General features: G+C 58.0%; 14 protein-coding genes and 1 pseudogene. 11 read left to right on the forward strand and 4 right to left on the reverse strand.

Going from position 1 to position 16,173, the window contains the following annotated elements; genetic code table 11:
• Positions 1–58 precede the first annotated feature (58 nt).
• From fadI to sixA, 3 genes are all read left to right on the forward strand, one after another.
• Positions 59–1,369 carry an acetyl-CoA C-acyltransferase FadI gene (gene fadI, locus ACR8BF_RS06080; protein WP_313698002.1) on the forward strand — a complete coding sequence of 437 codons (1,311 nt, stop codon included), beginning with the start codon at positions 59–61 and terminating at the stop codon, positions 1,367–1,369.
• On the forward strand, positions 1,369–3,465 hold the full coding sequence (fadJ, locus tag ACR8BF_RS06085) for a fatty acid oxidation complex subunit alpha FadJ (RefSeq protein ID WP_434745721.1): 2,097 nt from the start codon (positions 1,369–1,371) through the stop codon (positions 3,463–3,465). The genes fadI and fadJ overlap by 1 nt, the downstream gene beginning before the upstream one ends.
• A gap of 224 nt (positions 3,466–3,689) precedes the next feature.
• Complete coding sequence (gene sixA / locus ACR8BF_RS06090) at positions 3,690–4,172, forward strand: phosphohistidine phosphatase SixA (protein ID WP_179895187.1); 483 nt, start codon at positions 3,690–3,692, stop codon at positions 4,170–4,172.
• A gap of 31 nt (positions 4,173–4,203) precedes the next feature.
• Here the strand turns inward: sixA and smrB are convergent, their stop codons facing one another.
• Positions 4,204–4,752, reverse strand: coding sequence for an endonuclease SmrB (smrB, locus tag ACR8BF_RS06095; protein WP_031590577.1), 549 nt, complete (start codon positions 4,750–4,752; stop codon positions 4,204–4,206).
• 159 nt (positions 4,753–4,911) lie between these two features.
• On the opposite strand from smrB, the gene prmB reads away from it, so the two are divergent.
• Genes prmB through ACR8BF_RS06125 form a run of 6 tightly spaced genes read left to right on the forward strand, consistent with a single transcriptional unit; the run spans position 4,912 to position 9,499 of the window.
• Positions 4,912–5,844, forward strand: coding sequence for a 50S ribosomal protein L3 N(5)-glutamine methyltransferase (prmB, locus tag ACR8BF_RS06100; RefSeq protein ID WP_033783751.1), 933 nt, complete (start codon positions 4,912–4,914; stop codon positions 5,842–5,844).
• A gap of 45 nt (positions 5,845–5,889) precedes the next feature.
• A complete protein-coding gene (gene aroC / locus ACR8BF_RS06105; RefSeq protein WP_136198655.1) occupies positions 5,890–6,975 on the forward strand; it encodes a chorismate synthase in 1,086 nt (361 codons plus the stop codon).
• 4 nt (positions 6,976–6,979) lie between these two features.
• On the forward strand, positions 6,980–7,804 hold the full coding sequence (gene mepA / locus ACR8BF_RS06110; RefSeq protein ID WP_434745722.1) for a penicillin-insensitive murein endopeptidase: 825 nt from the start codon (positions 6,980–6,982) through the stop codon (positions 7,802–7,804).
• 8 nt (positions 7,805–7,812) lie between these two features.
• A complete protein-coding gene (locus tag ACR8BF_RS06115) occupies positions 7,813–8,616 on the forward strand; it encodes a sulfite exporter TauE/SafE family protein (protein WP_179895189.1) in 804 nt (267 codons plus the stop codon).
• A gap of 19 nt (positions 8,617–8,635) precedes the next feature.
• The gene (locus tag ACR8BF_RS06120; RefSeq protein ID WP_292992080.1) at positions 8,636–9,181 is read left to right on the forward strand and encodes an elongation factor P hydroxylase; all 546 of its coding nucleotides are present in this window, start codon (positions 8,636–8,638) and stop codon (positions 9,179–9,181) included.
• Positions 9,182–9,214: 33 nt separating this feature from the next.
• Entirely contained in the window at positions 9,215–9,499 is a 285-nt protein-coding gene (locus ACR8BF_RS06125; RefSeq protein ID WP_003854283.1) for a YfcL family protein, read from the forward strand.
• A 33-nt stretch (positions 9,500–9,532) separates the two neighbouring features.
• Here ACR8BF_RS06125 and mnmC read toward each other — a convergent pair whose 3' ends face one another.
• The gene (gene mnmC, locus ACR8BF_RS06130) at positions 9,533–11,539 is read right to left on the reverse strand and encodes a bifunctional tRNA (5-methylaminomethyl-2-thiouridine)(34)-methyltransferase MnmD/FAD-dependent 5-carboxymethylaminomethyl-2-thiouridine(34) oxidoreductase MnmC (RefSeq protein ID WP_434745723.1); all 2,007 of its coding nucleotides are present in this window, start codon (positions 11,537–11,539) and stop codon (positions 9,533–9,535) included.
• A gap of 154 nt (positions 11,540–11,693) precedes the next feature.
• Between mnmC and fabB the strand changes: the two genes are divergently transcribed.
• Positions 11,694–12,914, forward strand: coding sequence for a beta-ketoacyl-ACP synthase I (fabB, locus tag ACR8BF_RS06135; protein ID WP_179895191.1), 1,221 nt, complete (start codon positions 11,694–11,696; stop codon positions 12,912–12,914).
• Between the two features lie 86 nt (positions 12,915–13,000).
• On the opposite strand, the pseudogene ACR8BF_RS06140 reads toward fabB, so the two are convergent.
• Positions 13,001–14,425 (reverse strand): annotated as a pseudogene (locus ACR8BF_RS06140) (PLP-dependent aminotransferase family protein).
• An 87-nt stretch (positions 14,426–14,512) separates the two neighbouring features.
• On the opposite strand from ACR8BF_RS06140, the gene ACR8BF_RS06145 reads away from it, so the two are divergent.
• The gene (locus tag ACR8BF_RS06145) at positions 14,513–14,956 is read left to right on the forward strand and encodes a rhodanese-like domain-containing protein (RefSeq protein ID WP_292992088.1); all 444 of its coding nucleotides are present in this window, start codon (positions 14,513–14,515) and stop codon (positions 14,954–14,956) included.
• Between the two features lies 1 nt (position 14,957).
• Here the strand turns inward: ACR8BF_RS06145 and flk are convergent, their stop codons facing one another.
• A complete protein-coding gene (gene flk / locus ACR8BF_RS06150) occupies positions 14,958–16,004 on the reverse strand; it encodes a flagella biosynthesis regulator Flk (protein WP_292992090.1) in 1,047 nt (348 codons plus the stop codon).
• Positions 16,005–16,173 lie beyond the last annotated feature (169 nt).

Here is a 16,173-nt window from a genome sequence, read left to right on the forward strand (position 1 = left end):
TGATCAGGTCAGACCTCTTCAGGCAATGATGCCACAGTCCCAGCCACAGGTGAGAACAATGAGCAAAGCGCAGCCGCTGCTGACGCGTGATGGTGAACGCATCGCAATAACCCACGGGTTACGCACCCCTTTCTTGCGCCAGGCGACCGGCTTTCATGGCATTCCCGCCATTGAGCTGGGACGTATGGTGGTCAGCGAATTAATGGCGCGCAGTGAACTTCCTGCTGAGGTGATCGAGCAACTGGTCTTTGGTCAGGTCGTGCAGATGCCGGAAGCACCGAACATTGCGCGTGAAATTGTATTAAGCAGCGGACTGAGTGTGAACACCGACGCTTACAGCGTCAGCCGTGCCTGCGCTACCAGTTTTCAGGCGGTAGCGAATGTGGCAGAAAGCCTGATGGCGGGCACCATCTCTGCGGGCATGGCCGGCGGCGCGGACTCCTCTTCAGTGCTGCCAATCGGCGTCAGTAAAACGCTGGCTCGCGCGCTGGTGGATCTCAACAAAGCCCGCAGTTTTGGGCAGAAATTGCACATCCTGCGACGTCTGCGCCCGCGCGATCTGCTGCCAGTGCCACCCGCAGTGGCGGAGTATTCGACCGGCCTGCGCATGGGCGATACGGCAGAGCAGATGGCCAAGAGTCACGGCATCACCCGTGAGGCACAGGATGCGCTGGCGCTGCGCTCCCATCAACATGCCGCCAGAGCCTGGCAATCCGGCGTACTGAATCAGGAAGTGATGGCAGCCTTTGTGCCGCCGTGGAAAACCGCTATCGATCAGGACAATAACGTCCGCATAGACGCCAAAGCGGAGGATTACGCCCGACTGCGTCCGGCGTTTGATCGCCAGCACGGTAGTGTCACTGCGGCCAACAGTACGCCACTCACCGACGGCGCGGCTGCCGTGATTCTGATGCGTGAAGGCCGTGCCCGCGAACTGGGTATCAGACCGCTGGGTTATCTGCGCAGCTATGCCTTTACCGCGATTGGGGTGCAACAGGATATGCTGCTGGGCCCGGCGTACGCTTCACCGCTGGCACTGGATCGCGCTGGCGTGACCCTGGCCGATCTGACGCTGATCGATATGCATGAAGCGTTTGCCGCCCAGACGCTGAGCAATCTGCACATGTTTCGCGACGAGCGCTTTGCCCGCGAGGTGCTGAATCGTCCGCATGCGCTGGGTGAAGTGAATGAAGAGCGCTTTAACGTGCTGGGCGGTTCAATAGCCTATGGTCATCCTTTTGCCGCCACGGGCGCGCGCATGATCACCCAGACGCTGAATGAATTACGCCGTCGCGGTGGCGGGTTAGGACTGGTCACCGCCTGCGCAGCAGGTGGTCTGGGTGCGGCAATGATTCTGGAGGCCGAATAATGGAGCAAAATGCGTTTCATCTGAAGATGCGACTGGATCACGTCGGCATTATTACGATCGATGTCCCTGGCGAGAAGATGAACACCCTGAAAGCGGAATTTGCTGCGCAGATCACCGACATCATTGCGGAGGCGCGGCGCGACCCGCAGCTGGCGGGTCTGGTGTTGATCTCCGGCAAACCGGACAACTTCATCGCTGGCGCGGACATCAGTATGATCGATCGCTGTCAGAGTGCGCAGGAAGCCGAAGCGCTGGCAAAGCAGGGTCAGGAAGTGATGGCTGCGATCGATGCGCTGCCTTTCCCGGTGGTTGCGGCTATCCACGGTGCCTGTCTGGGTGGCGGGCTGGAGCTGGTGCTGGCCTGTGATGCACGTATCTGCTCGCTGGATGAGAAAACCCGGCTGGGACTGCCGGAGGTGCAGCTCGGCTTGCTGCCAGGCTCTGGCGGCACTCAGCGGCTGCCACGCTTAATCGGTGTGCAGCAGGCGCTGCCGCTGATTCTGACCGGCAAAACGCTGCGGGCTAAACAGGCGCGTAAGCTGGGTGTAGTGGATGACGCGGTGCCGCAGGCGATTCTTCTGGAGACCGCCATCGCCCGGGTGAAAAAGGGCAAGGTCAGTGGAAGAACGCTGCCGCTGCGCGATCGTCTGCTGCACGGTCCGGTAGGTCGTCAGGCACTGTTTGCGCTGGCGACCCGTCAGACAGCCGCCAAAACACAGGGTAACTATCCGGCAGCAAATCGCATTATTGAGGTGGTGCGCACTGGTCTGGAACAGGGAAGCCGGGCCGGACACGACGCTGAAGCGCGTGCCTTCGGTGAACTGGCGATGACGCCAGAATCGGTTGCGCTACGCGGGATCTTTTTCGCCACTACAGCGATGAAAAAGGAGCGGGGCGGTGAAGCGGAACCCGCCACAATTAAGAGCGTCGCTATTCTCGGCGGTGGCCTGATGGGCGGCGGCATCGCCAGCGTCACCGCAATCAACGCGGGCTTGCCGGTACGCATCAAAGATATCAGCCTGGAAGGGGTAAACCATGCGCTCAAAAGCAGCTGGGAACTGCTGAGCAAAAAGGTCAGACGACGTCAGCTGACGCCGACACAGCGGCAGCAGCAGATGGCACGTATCACAGGCGGGACAGATTATCAGGGCTTTTCACAGCGCGACGTCGTGATTGAAGCCGTATTCGAAGACTTAGCCCTGAAGCAGCAGATGGTCAGCGAAGTGGAGGCACACTGTCAGCCGCACACGCTGTTTGCCTCGAACACCTCTTCGTTGCCGATTGAGGAAATCGCCGCCAAAGCGCAGCGTCCGGAAAACGTCATCGGCCTGCACTATTTCAGTCCGGTCGATAAAATGCCGCTGGTGGAGGTCATTCCCCATATGAACACCTCCACCGCAACGGTGGTGACGACTGTGGCGCTGGCGCGCAGCCAGGGCAAAACCCCGATTGTGGTGGCGGACAAGCCGGGTTTCTATGTTAACCGCATTCTGACGCCCTATATAAATGAAGCGATGCGTTGCCTGCTGGAGGGCGAGCCAATTGACCATATTGATCGGGCGCTGGTGAAGTTTGGTTTTCCGGTCGGCCCGATTCAGCTACTGGATGAGGTCGGCATTGACGTCGGCAGCAAAATCAGTCCCATACTCCATCAGGCCTATGGCGAACGCTTTGCCGCGCCAGCCGCTTTTGATGCGGTACTGAAAGATGGCCGCAAGGGGCGTAAAAACAGCAAAGGCTTTTATCGCTATGACCAGCCGCGCTGGCAGCGTAAAAAACCTGACGCTTCGTTGTACACATTGCTGAGGATCACGCCGCAGGCCAGGCAGAGTGAAGCGCAGATTGCTGAACGCTGCGTAATGATGATGCTGAATGAGGCGGCCCGCTGTCTTGATGAGCAGGTGATTCGCTGCGCGCGCGATGGCGATATCGGTGCGGTGTTTGGCATCGGTTTTCCGCCATTTTTGGGCGGTCCATTCCACTACATCGACAAACTGGGGGCGGCAGACGTCGTCAACAGATTAACCCGGCTTACGCAGCAACATGGGGAACGTTTTGCTCCCTGTGAAGCGCTGATTGAGGTGGCCAAAAAATAGACGAAATTTTACATTTCTGCTGAAAATGGAATAACCAATCCGATTCAGCGGCTTAGAAAAAGTCTGCCAGAGTGTGCGGCGCAGCATGATTCTGAGAAGTGCTTATTTAATAAACAACCGGTTGACTATACTGAAGCCATTAGGGTAAAACACAGCGTTCATTCGCAGAGTGAAGAGTCAGGCGCTACGCGTCGGGCGATGTCGACAAACAACAGCGGTGCTTTATGCAAGTTTTTATCATGCGTCACGGCGATGCGGCTCTGGAAGCAGCCAGTGATTCAGTCAGGCCTTTGACCTTATGTGGCTGTAATGAATCACGTCAGATGGCCAACTGGCTTAACAGTCAGACGCCGGACATTGAGCGAGTTCTGGTGAGTCCCTATTTACGCGCGCAGCAAACGCTGGCAACCGTGCGTGAAGCTTTTCCCCTGCCGGAGGGCCAGGACGTTCTGCCGGAGTTAACGCCGGGCGGCGATGCTGAAATGGTGGGGTGCTATCTGCAGGCCCTGGCGAATGAAGGCGTGAAATCGGCTCTGGTGATCTCACATCTGCCGTTGGTGGGGTATTTAGTCTCGGAACTGTGCCCGCAGGAAGCACCGCCAATGTTTGCCACTTCCGCTATTGCCTGCGTGGAATTCGATCCCGCGGCAAGTGCCGGTAAACTGCTGTGGCAGGTCAGTCCCAAAAAACTGGCTAAAGCAATCTGACATCTGTGGGCCGATTATTCCGGCCCCTCTCCTAAGGCAACTCAGGCGGTTGCCACTCCTCAATCTCAATCAAAACTAACAGCGCGGCGTCACCGCCAAACATCTTTGGTGCCTGATGAAAAGCCATCACCCACGGATGCTGGGCCAGCCACAGCGGCGTCTGCTGTTTCAGGATATGCTTTCCATGACCGGTCATAACGCTCGCGCAGAACAGATGTTCACGGCGGCAGGCGGCGATCAATGCCCCCAGTTCCTGCTTGGCCTGCTGCTGCGTTAAACCGTGCAGATCGAGGAAAATTTCCGGCGTATAGTCGCCTCGACGTAATTTTTTCAGTTCAAAGTGGCTGACATCGGCGCGTACGTAACGGGTAGCGCCTTCGGTTGAGAGCAGCGGCTGAAACTCATCCGAAAAGTAGTGACTATTATCCGCCTGCTCTGAAAGCAGACGCTTTACCGGGATCTGGCGGGTTTTCACCGGCGCTTTGTGGACAAAGGTGTCCTGTTTTAATTGCCGCGTTCCCGTCATTAACTGGCGAAATAGCGCTTGATCATCCGGGCTTAGTGGCGTTTTTTTACTCATGGCAGGTCAGTCATATCAGAAAAGGCTGTCACACAGCAGAGCCGCTACCTTACCGTTAAGTGTCATTAAATGTCAGCTTTTTCACCTCGCTGCGCTGAATTCTCCCCGGCTTCATGGCACACTACTGGCCGATTTAGCAAAAGGCCTGCGGAGGGCTACGTGGACAAAATTTTCGTCGATGAGGCAGTGAATGAACTGCACACCATTCAGGACATGCTGCGCTGGGCGGTCAGCCGCTTTTCCGCTGCCGGAATCTGGTACGGACATGGCACAGATAATCCCTGGGACGAAGCCGTTCAACTGGTCCTGCCGTCACTCTGGCTGCCGCTGGATATTCCGGAAGATATGCGCAGTGCGCGTCTGACCGCCAGCGAACGTCTGCTGATCGTTGAGCGCGTTATCCGTCGCGTCAACGAACGCATTCCGGTCGCCTATCTGACCAATAAAGCCTGGTTCTGCGGCCACGAATTCTTTGTGGATGAGCGCGTGCTGGTGCCACGCTCACCGATTGGCGAACTGATTGAGAACCGCTTTGCCGGTCTGGTCAGCACGCCGCCCCGTCATATCCTTGATATGTGTACCGGCAGTGGCTGCATTGCGATTGCCTGCGCCTATGCCTTCCCGGAAGCGGAAGTGGACGCCGTGGATATCTCCACCGGTGCGCTGGCCGTCGCCGAGCAAAACATTGAAGAGCATGGATTGATTCATCAGGTGACGCCGATTCGTGCTGACCTGTTCCGCGAACTGCCACAGCTGAAATACGATCTGATCGTCACGAATCCGCCGTATGTTGATGCGGAAGACATGGATGATCTGCCAAACGAATATCGCCACGAACCTGAGCTGGGTCTGGCGGCAGGCAGCGATGGCCTGAAGCTGGTGCGCCGTATTCTGGCCTGTGCACCGGATTATCTCAGTGAGCAGGGCGTCCTGGTCTGCGAAGTGGGCAACAGCATGGTGCACATGATCGAGCAGTATCCCGATGTGCCCTTTACCTGGCTGGAATTCGACAACGGCGGTGACGGCGTCTTTACGCTGACGCGCCAGCAGATTGTCGACGCACAACACCATTTCTCTTTTTATAAAGACTAAAAGTGGGGCGAAGCATCGCCCGCCAAACCCTGAGAAGGAAACAGCATGGCCGGAAACAGCATCGGGCAATTTTTTCGAGTAACCACCTTTGGCGAGTCCCACGGTCTTGCGCTGGGCTGCATCGTTGACGGCGTACCGCCAGGTATCCCGCTGACCGAAGCCGATATTCAGCATGATCTCGATCGCCGTCGTCCTGGCACATCGCGCTATACCACCCAGCGCCGCGAGCCGGATCAGGTGAAAATTTTGTCCGGTGTGTTTGAGGGGGTAACCACCGGCACCTCGATTGGCCTGCTGATTGAGAACACCGATCAGCGCTCGCAGGATTACGGCGCGATCAAAGATCTGTTCCGTCCGGGCCATGCTGATTACACCTATGAGCAGAAATATGGTCAGCGCGACTACCGTGGCGGTGGCCGCTCGTCGGCGCGCGAGACCGCGATGCGCGTGGCAGCCGGTGCCATTGCCAAGAAATATCTGCAAATGAAACACGGGGTCGTCGTGCGCGGCTATCTGTCACAGATTGGTGATATCGCCTGCGAGCTGAAAGACTGGAGCATTGTAGAAGAGAACCCGTTTTTCTGCCCGGATGCTGACAAGCTGGAAGCGCTGGATGAGCTGATGCGCGGCCTGAAAAAAGAGGGCGACTCCATTGGGGCTAAAGTCACTGTCATGGCTGAGAACGTGCCGCCAGGCCTGGGCGAGCCGGTCTTCGATCGACTGGATGCCGATCTGGCACACGCGCTGATGAGCATTAATGCCGTGAAAGGCGTTGAAATCGGTGACGGTTTTGCGGTGGTTAACCAGCGTGGTAGCCAGCACCGTGACGAGATCCGCCACGATGGTTTCCAGAGCAACCACGCGGGCGGTATTCTGGGCGGCATCAGCAGCGGCCAGACCATCAGCGCCAATGTGGCGATGAAACCGACCTCCAGCATCACCGTGCCGGGCAAAACCATTACCCGCGACGGCGAAGAAGTGGAGATGATCACAAAAGGTCGCCACGATCCCTGCGTGGGGATCCGTGCCGTGCCGATCGCGGAGGCGATGATGGCGATCGTCCTGATGGATCATCTGCTGCGCCAGCGGGCGCAGAACGGTGACGTTAACAGCTCCGTGCCGCGCTGGTGATGGGATGAAGGCGCTTCTCCTTACCCTGAGTGCGCTGCTGATCAGCGCCTCCAGCCTGGCGGCGACGCCGTGGCAGAATATTCAGCAGCCAATCAGCGGCACACCGCAGTCCATCGGTGGCTTTGCCAACGGCTGTATTGTTGGTGCGCAGTCGCTGCCGCTGAATTCACCTTACTATCAGGTGATGCGTCAGGATCAGCGGCGTTACTTTGGCCATCCCGATCTGATTCAGTTTATTCAGCGGCTCAGCACCCAGGTGCATAATCTGCAACTGGGTAACGTGCTGATTGGTGACATGGGCATGGCAGCTGGCGGGCGTTTCAGCAGCGGTCACGCCAGTCATCAGACCGGACTGGATGTGGATATCTGGCTGCAACTGCCAAAAACCCGCTGGAGTGCGCAGCAGTTGCTGAAGCCGCAGCCGCTTGATCTGGTGGGGCCGGGCGATAAAAATGTTATTGCGCGCCACTGGCAGCCGGAAATCGACAGCCTGATCAAACTGGCGGCGAAAGATGACGATGTGACGCGCATCTTCGTCAATCCGGCGATTAAAAAGCAGCTTTGTGCCGATGCGGGCAACGATCGTGACTGGCTGCGTAAAGTGCGCCCGTGGTTTGCTCATCGTGCCCATATGCATGTGCGGCTGCGCTGCCCGGCCGGCAGTATCGGTTGTGAAGATCAGCCCGCACCGCCTCCGGGCGATGGCTGTGGCGCCGAACTGCAGAGCTGGTTCCTGCCGAAACAACCGGGTTCTGGCGCGCCGGTGAAACGTGAGCCACCGCCGTTACCGCCTGCCTGTCAGGCCCTGCTGGATAAACATTTACTGTAAGGGATCCCATGGATTGGTTTGTGGTCAGCCCGCTGCTGGTTGGGCTGCTGTTTTCAATCGCCATGCTCGCCGGTTTCATTGATTCAATCGCGGGTGGCGGGGGATTACTTACGGTACCTTCGTTGCTGGCTGCGGGCCTCTCTCCGGCTCAGGCGCTGGCGACGAATAAACTGCAATCGGTAGGCGGATCGTTTTCCGCCAGTCTCTACTTTGTCCGGCGTGGTGCAGTCAACCTGAATGAACAGTGGCTCAACATCGCCATGACGCTGCTGGGATCGGTGCTGGGCGCGATACTGATTCAGCGCCTGCAGGCGGATTTCCTGCGCCAGATGCTGCCGCTGTTTTTAATCGCTATTGGCTTGTGGTTCCTGCTGATGCCGCGCCTGGGTGAAGTCGATCAGGCGCGACGCCTGCACGGCCTGGCCTATGCGCTGGTCGGCGGCGGAGCAGTGGGATTCTACGACGGATTTTTCGGACCGGGCGCAGGCTCTTTTTATGCGCTGGCTTTCGTTACGCTCTGCGGCTATAACCTGGCCAAAGCGACCGCCCATGCCAAGGTGCTCAACTTCACCTCAAACCTTGGCAGCCTGCTGTTCTTTATTTTTGGCGGCAAAGTGGTGTGGGGAACTGGCCTTGTCATGATGCTCGGCGCTTTCTGCGGTGCACGTCTGGGGGCCCGGCTGGTGCTGAGCCGCGGACAGAAACTGATCCGCCCGATGGTGGTGATTGTCTCTGCCGTCATGAGCATTAAATTACTGTGGGATAGCCACGGCAGCGACGTTCTGGCCTGGCTGGCCACGCTGCATTCGTAACCTAAAACGTGATACCGTCATGAACCCGACTCATCATTATGAACAGCTGATCACGCTGTTTGATCGCTGTTTCAGCGATGAATTTCAGACCCGTCTAATCAAAGGCGATGATGAACCGATCTATCTTCCTGCTGATGCAGAGTCCCCGTGGAACCGCGTGGTCTTCGCCCACGGCTTTTACGCCAGCGCTCTGCACGAAATCTCTCACTGGTGCATTGCTGGTGAAGCCCGCCGTAAACGGGTCGATTTTGGCTACTGGTACTGTCCGGATGGCCGCGATGCGCTGACTCAGAGCCAGTTTGAAGCGGTGGAAGTAAAGCCTCAGGCGCTGGAGTGGATGTTTTGTACGGCGGCAGGCTTTCCCTTCAACGTGAGTTGTGACAATCTCGACGGAGATTGTGAGCCGGATCGCATTGCGTTCCAGCGTAAAGTACATGCTCAGGTTATGAGCTATCTGACGTCGGGCATTCCCGACCGTCCCGCGCGTTTTATTACCGCCCTGGCGGAATTTTATGGCAGGCCTTCTTTAACCGCGTCGCAGTTTCCCTGGCCGGACGATCTGTGATGCAGGAAGGCATTATTAAAAAGAGGAATTGAGATGATCGCAGAATTTGAAGCGCGTATTCTGGCCCTGATTGACGACATGGTCGAGCATGCCAGTGACGATGAACTGTTCGCCAGCGGTTATCTGCGCGGACATCTGACCCTGGCGGTCGCTGAAGTGGAGCAACTGGGCGAACATACGCCAGAAGCGCTGCAGATTCAGGTCTCCCGCAGCCTGCAGAATGCCATTGCTGCCGGGGAACTCTCACCGCGCGATCAGGCATTGGTGGTCGGGATGTGGGATAACCTGTTTGTTCAGGCACGCCAGCTCTCCGCATAACGCTACAGGGCGGCGTGCCGCCCTCAGCATCCGCTAAACCGCTTTTCCCTTCAGTAATTTCCTCACCCAGTAACGATTCGGATTGAGCGCTGCCAGTGTACTGGCATCCAGAGGCTGCGGTTCGCCCGTCAGTTGAGCAGCCAGAACTTCGGCCGCCAGCGGTGCACTGCACAGGCCGCGCGATCCCAGCGCCCCAAACAGATACAGGCCCGCAAGATCAGGTGCGTCCGGGATGTCATGACCTGCGAGCCGCTCAGCCGGTAAATCGGCGTACTGCATAAGCGTAGCGTTATAATCGGGCACGCTCCCGACCATCGGCAGATGATCCCGCGTGGCGCAGCGTACACCCATTCTTGCTTCACCGTCGCTGACATCTACCGACTCTGCCCACGGGCTGTCAGGCAGACAATGTACCAGGCGGCTGCGGTTCTCCTGCTGGTCGTCCTCCCGATAAGCGGTTGCAGTATCGCCACGATGATAGCTGGCGCCAATGCAGTGGGTGCCAGACTGCGGGCTGGCTGGCGTCAGATAGCCGTCGTAACAGAGTACGGTTTGCAGTGCGTCGAGGCCCGGTGTCGAGGGAACATGGCTCACCTGACCAGCCACCGGATAGGTTGGCAGCGGGGCGCTCTGCGCAAAGTCGGCAATCGCATGGCCATTTGCCAGTACCACCGTTGCATGACGGACTGCCGGACGATCGCTGAACGTCAGCGTCCAGAGATCATCATCCCGGGACAGCTCGCTTACGCGGTGCAGCCAGTGGATACGCAATCCCTGGGTTTCGGCATGCGTCAGCATCGCAGTAGTCAGCTCGGCCGGTGAGAGCCAGCCCCCCTGCGGGTAGAAAATGCCGCCGCAGCCGTGTTCGACATTCGCCAGCCTCTCAGCCTCTATCGTATCGACGCCATGGGCGATAGATTCAGGCAGGCCCATCGCCAGCATCTGATCAATCTTCTTACGGCTTTTCTCATCCCAGCCCAGCTGCAGCACACCGCTCCAGTGATGCTCATAGGTTACGGTTAACTGATCGTAGAGTCGTCGGGCAAAGCTAAAGGCTGCCGGGAAAAAGGTGGCAAGCGCCGGATCATGCTGGTTGAGCAGCGGATAGAGCGCTCCCTGACGATTGCCGGACGCGCCCAGGGCGGGCGCGTCATCAGCGCAGTAAAGCGTGACCCGCCAGCCGCGGCGCAGCAGCGCCAGCGCCAGCGTGGCACTGGCAACACCGCCACCAATCAGGGCAACGTCGCGCTGCTGTGCAGATTGACGATGATACCAGGGCTGCGTGCCGGGTAAGGGCGGCGCATCCTGCAACGGCCCGCATAACATTTCGCGCTTCGGGCCAAACCCTTTGCGGCGGATGACTGCAAAGCCCGCCTGTTGCAGGCCGCGCCGGACAATACCTGCGGCAGTAAAGGTCGCGAAAGTTCCCTGCGGGCGCGCCAGTTTTGCCATCATGCCGAACAGCTCTGGCGTCCACATGTCCGGGTTCTTCGAGGGCGCAAAACCATCCAGGAACCAGGCATCCACCTGACGATTCAGGCTGTCATCAAGCTGTCCCATCAGCAGGTTAATATCGCCCAGCCACAGGTCGAGCGTGATGCGACCGCCGTCAAACAGCAGTCGCTGACAGCCGGGCAGGGCAGCGGGCCATTGCGCCTGCAGTGCTTCGGCCCAGGGGGCCAGTTCAGGCCAGTGCTGCTGCGCTGCCGCCAGGTCGTCACGAGTTAACGGAAATTTCTCAAAGCTGATGAAATGCAGACGTTTTAAAGTGGCATCGGGCTGTTCGCGCTGAAAGGCATCGAATGCCTGCCACAGCGTCAGAAAATTGAGGCCGGTGCCAAAACCGCTTTCCGCCACAATCAGCAGATCGCGCGGATGCCCGGCAAAACGCTGGGGAAAACCGTTGCCGCCAAGGAAGACATAGCGTGTCTCTTCCAGACCATTGTCATTAGAGAAATAGACGTCGCCAAACGCTCGGGAAACAGGTGTACCCTGTTCATTCCAGTTTAGCTGCGCATGTTCAACCGGTGTTAATTTCACGGTAAAGGCTCGTTTTTCAGGCAGTGGCGCGATTCTAGCGACCCACGTGACATGACGCAAATTTACAAAAGGAAATAGCAGATCGGACTTGTTCGGCGTACAAGTGTACGCTAGAGTGCATGCCAATTAAGAAGAAGTGGATGAGGAAGATTGAATGAAACGTGCTGTGATTACTGGCTTAGGGATCGTTTCCAGTATTGGTAATAACCAGCAGGAGGTGCTGTCATCTCTGCGTGAAGGACGCTCTGGCATCACCTTTTCTGAAGAGATGAAAGATTCCGGCATGCGTAGTCACGTCTGGGGTAACGTTAAATTAGATACCACCGGCCTCATCGATCGCAAAGTTGTGCGTTTTATGAGTGATGCGTCCATCTATGCTTATCTTTCCATGGAAGAAGCGATTAAAGATTCCGGCCTCACCAATGAAATGTATCAGAGCAACCCACGTGTGGGTCTGATTGCAGGTTCAGGCGGTGGTTCTCCACGTTTCCAGGTGTTTGGTGCTGATGCAATGCGCAGCCCACGCGGCCTGAAAGCGGTTGGCCCTTACGTGGTCACCAAAGCGATGGCTTCGGGTGTTTCTGCCTGCCTCGCCACGCCGTTCAAAATTCATGGCGTAAACTATTCGATTAGCTCTGCCTGTGCCACCTCGGCGCACTGTATCGGTAATGCCGTTGAGCAGATTCAGCTCGGCAAGCAGGATATCGTTTTTGCGGGCGGCGGCGAAGAGCTGTGCTGGGAAATGGCCTGTGAGTTCGACGCCATGGGCGCGCTCTCTACCCGTTACAACGACACCCCAGAAAAAGCGTCCCGCACTTATGACAATGAGCGCGACGGTTTTGTTATCGCAGGTGGCGGTGGCATGGTGGTAGTTGAAGAGCTGGAACATGCGCTGGCACGTGGTGCGCACATCTATGCCGAAATCGTTGGTTACGGTGCAACTTCTGACGGTGCAGACATGGTTGCACCCTCAGGGGAAGGTGCAGTGCGCTGCATGAAGATGGCAATGCACGGTGTCGATACACCTATCGACTATCTGAACAGCCATGGAACCTCTACCCCGGTGGGCGATGTGAAAGAGCTGGGTGCGATTCGTGAAGTGTTTGGCGATAACACGCCACACATCTCAGCTACCAAAGCGATGACCGGCCACTCGCTGGGTGCCGCGGGTGTGCAGGAAGCGATTTACTCGCTGCTGATGCTGGAGCATGGCTTTATCGCGCCAAGCATCAACATCACCTCGCTGGACGCTGCCGCAACCGGTATGAACATCGTCACTGCGCCGATGGAAAAAGAGCTGACCACCGTGATGTCTAACAGCTTTGGTTTTGGCGGCACCAATGCCACGCTGACCATGCGTAAATATCAGGCGTAATCATTACGTCAGCACTCTGAAGGGCCGGCTTGCCGGCCCTTTTTGTTTTTACAGCCCATCTGCGTTACCGCATTTACCTGTCGGTATTAACTTTCCCGCTGCAGTAGCCGCAGCAACTTATCGCATCCTGCCACAATCTCGTCAGGCGTCAGCGCGGCGAAGCCCAGCATTCAGCCTTGCTGAGACGCAGGTCCGGCATAGAGCGGGCTGAGACGGGGTAATAGCAGACCTTCTTGTGCCGCCAGCGCGGTTAAGCGCGCTTCATCCTGCTGCAATTTCACCGTGAGCTGTAATCCGCCGCCGCTGGGTATTGGCGTGATCCACGGCGAAAGCCGCTGCTCAATCTGCGCGAGCAACCGATCCCGACGGCTTCGATAGAGCTGACGCATCAGCCGCAGATGGCTGGCAAAGTGTCCCTGCTGCAGAAAGGCGGCAGTGACAGCCTGCGGAAGCAGAGCGCTGTGCCCGTCCAGCACACTGCGCGCCTGACCTATGGGCGTGATCAGCGCTGGCGGCACCACCATCCAGGCCAGCCGCAGGGAGGGAAACAGCGACTTCGAGAAGGTACCCAGCGTGATGACCCGCTGATGACGATCCAGTCCCTGCAGCGCCGGAATCGGACGCTCGTCATAGTGAAATTCGCTGTCGTAATCATCTTCGATCAGCCAGCTCTGGTTGTGCTGCGCCCAGGCGAGCCATGCCAGACGCCGGGACAGACTCAGCGTGACGCCGGTAGGATAATGATGCGAGGGCGTCAGATACATCAGCTTTGCACTGCCACTCGCAGGAAGCGCACCTTCGGTATCGACCGTAATCCCTTGCACCTTCGCCCCTGCGGCCAGAAAGGCATTACGCGCACCAGGATAGCCGGGCTCCTCCATCCACACGTCATCACCAGGATCGACAAACATCATGGCCAGTAACTGCAGTGCCTGTTGCGAGCTGGTCAGAATGATCACCTGCTCCGGCTGGCACGCTACGCCCCGTGAGAGCGCCAGATAATCAGCAAGTGCGCTGCGTAACGGCAGATAGCCGCCGGGATCGCCATAGCCCATGGCGGCGCTGCCCAGTGAACGCTGTACGCTGCTGCTGAGACGTCGCCAGGTATCATGAGGAAAAGCGCGTAACTCGGGTGAACCTGCAGCGAACGCATGGGGAAAAGGAGGATCCTGACAGCCACCGGTTGCCAGCACCTGCAAGCCCCGCGCCGAAAAGCGGGCGGGCTGAGGCCGGGCCGGTAAGGTTGAGGGGCTGGCGGGGATGCTGATAGCGACAAAGGTACCGCGTCCGGTCTCGCGTCGCAGATAGCCTTCACTCTCAAGCTGGCCGTAGGCTGCTTCCACCGTAACGCGTGACAGATGCAGATCCTGCGCCAGCTGTCGGCTGGAGGGTAACTGCTGATCGGCGTGCAGATAGTGACGGTTAATCGCCAGTCGCAGAGTAGAGCAGAGCCGCTCACGCACGCCGCCACTGGCCTGATGCTGGAAGAGTTGTAATAGCGGTGAAGACATATGGGTCTTATACCTGACGAGGAATGGGTCTCAGTAAGCAGTCCACTTTGCCGTAAACTGCGAACTCACCACAACAGGAGAATTGTTATGTCATCGGTTTTACGCATTCCCGCCGCCACACCGCAGCAAAGCCTCGACTATCTGCAGGCGAAACTCGCTTATTACACCGACGCCTGGGATCTCGCGGAAGACCTGGGGCAGCAGCTTACGGAAATTGTCGTGATCGATGCGCGTGCGCCGGAGGCTTATCGCGCCGGGCATATCTGCAGCGCAATAAACTTTCCACATCGCGGGATGGACGCCACCACGACGGCCCGGCTTGACCGCAGCAAAGTGTATGTCACTTATTGTGACGGTATTGGCTGTAACGGCTCGACGAAAGCGGCCCTGAAGCTGGCATCGCTGGGGTTTCAGGTAAAGGAATTAATTGGCGGGCTGGATTTCTGGAAACGTGACGGTCATCCGCTGACCTGGGGTGATGCACCGGGCGAATGGCCCCTCGCCGCGCCCAAAGCATCCTGTGGCTGTTAACTCAGAGTACCAGCCAAAGTATCAGGGTGATGGCAACCAGAACGATAAAGAAACCCAGCAGGGGACGCTGTGCCAGAGGCTGAACTGCAGGCGGCAGTGACGCGACAAACGGCGACCAGATCGGCTGCGGTCTGAGCTCGCTGGGCGCCAGCGGCTGCTCGAGAATTTTTTCTGCCCGATCAGCGCGACGGCTGAACAGGAAGTTCAGCAGATCCTGGGTCTGAGTCACAGTCAGCACCGTCAGCGGTGTAGCCTGGAAACGCTGCTGACTGTAATCCTCCAGCTGCTGCCGCTCCTGCTGATCAAGCGGCTGTTTCAGCGAGGCTTCAAGCAAATGGAGCGTCGGAGCGCTGTGCTGACTCAGCGTCTGGCGCACCTGGAGATACTGGGTCAGCAGCGGGAAGTGGCGCGACGGGATCGGATCGCCGCTGGTCAGATTCACCAGTTTCAGCGCAGCCGTCCAGAGCTTACCGGTGGACTCGCCGGTAGCGGCGGCAAGGCGGACCACCTGCTGATTCAGCGTATGGTGCTCGGCAGGCAACAGCGTGCGGTCACTGACGCGGATCTGCTGCGGCTGAGGAATCGTCATTTGCCCGTTCTGCAGCATTGTCAGCACCTGGCGCAGCTGATCCTGGCTCAGCGCGCTCAGTACGGTCTGACCAAACTGCTGACGGATGAAATCACTGACGGCCTGGCGGTTATTGCCTTTTGGCAACAAATCGGTGAGCTGGGTCATCAGCTGGCGTGTCGCATGTCCGTTCTGCGTCTGCGTGAGGCGATTATTCAGATACTGTTCTGCTGCCGGAAAATGGCGCGACTGCAGCTCCGCTTCACTTTTTACGCCTACTTCATGACGGACGCCCGCCCACAATTCAGGTGCCTTAAGATTGCTGAGCGACGAAATACGCACGATCAGACGTTCTAACGTCGTGCGCTGCGCAGGAGAAAGCGGCTGTTCACCAGCCACAGAACCCTGGCGCGTGACGCCGGTTTGTGGATTGACAGATGAACGATCGACCGGCGCACCGGGGCCGCTGAGAGGTTGCATGGCGGATTCCTTGGGAAAACAGAACAGCGTGGGGTGCGCCGGAAAAAGAATAGGCCATGATAGCAAAAGCCCCCGGGAAATCCCACGGGGGCGTACGCGTTTCGGCAGGAGAATTATGCTTCCGTGGCAAACGTCGCCTGCCCTTCTTCACTGCCCCTCCGCAACAGCA

It is taken from the genome of Candidatus Pantoea rara (assembly GCF_051136265.1).
Lineage (GTDB): Bacteria > Pseudomonadota > Gammaproteobacteria > Enterobacterales > Enterobacteriaceae > Pantoea > Pantoea rara.

What these genes read in the sequence shown, in the direction of transcription:
- fadI (WP_313698002.1), top strand. Translation starts at nt 59, where the DNA reads ATGAGCAAAGCGCAGCCGCTGCTGACGCGTGATGGTGAACGCATCGCA.
- fadJ (WP_434745721.1), top strand. Translation starts at nt 1,369, where the DNA reads ATGGAGCAAAATGCGTTTCATCTGAAGATGCGACTGGATCACGTCGGC.
- sixA (WP_179895187.1), top strand. Translation starts at nt 3,690, where the DNA reads ATGCAAGTTTTTATCATGCGTCACGGCGATGCGGCTCTGGAAGCAGCC.
- smrB (WP_031590577.1), bottom strand. Translation starts at nt 4,752, where the DNA reads ATGAGTAAAAAAACGCCACTAAGCCCGGATGATCAAGCGCTATTTCGC.
- aroC (WP_136198655.1), top strand. Translation starts at nt 5,890, where the DNA reads ATGGCCGGAAACAGCATCGGGCAATTTTTTCGAGTAACCACCTTTGGC.
- mepA (WP_434745722.1), top strand. Translation starts at nt 6,980, where the DNA reads ATGAAGGCGCTTCTCCTTACCCTGAGTGCGCTGCTGATCAGCGCCTCC.
- ACR8BF_RS06115 (WP_179895189.1), top strand. Translation starts at nt 7,813, where the DNA reads ATGGATTGGTTTGTGGTCAGCCCGCTGCTGGTTGGGCTGCTGTTTTCA.
- ACR8BF_RS06120 (WP_292992080.1), top strand. Translation starts at nt 8,636, where the DNA reads ATGAACCCGACTCATCATTATGAACAGCTGATCACGCTGTTTGATCGC.
- ACR8BF_RS06125 (WP_003854283.1), top strand. Translation starts at nt 9,215, where the DNA reads ATGATCGCAGAATTTGAAGCGCGTATTCTGGCCCTGATTGACGACATG.
- fabB (WP_179895191.1), top strand. Translation starts at nt 11,694, where the DNA reads ATGAAACGTGCTGTGATTACTGGCTTAGGGATCGTTTCCAGTATTGGT.
- ACR8BF_RS06145 (WP_292992088.1), top strand. Translation starts at nt 14,513, where the DNA reads ATGTCATCGGTTTTACGCATTCCCGCCGCCACACCGCAGCAAAGCCTC.
- flk (WP_292992090.1), bottom strand. Translation starts at nt 16,004, where the DNA reads ATGCAACCTCTCAGCGGCCCCGGTGCGCCGGTCGATCGTTCATCTGTC.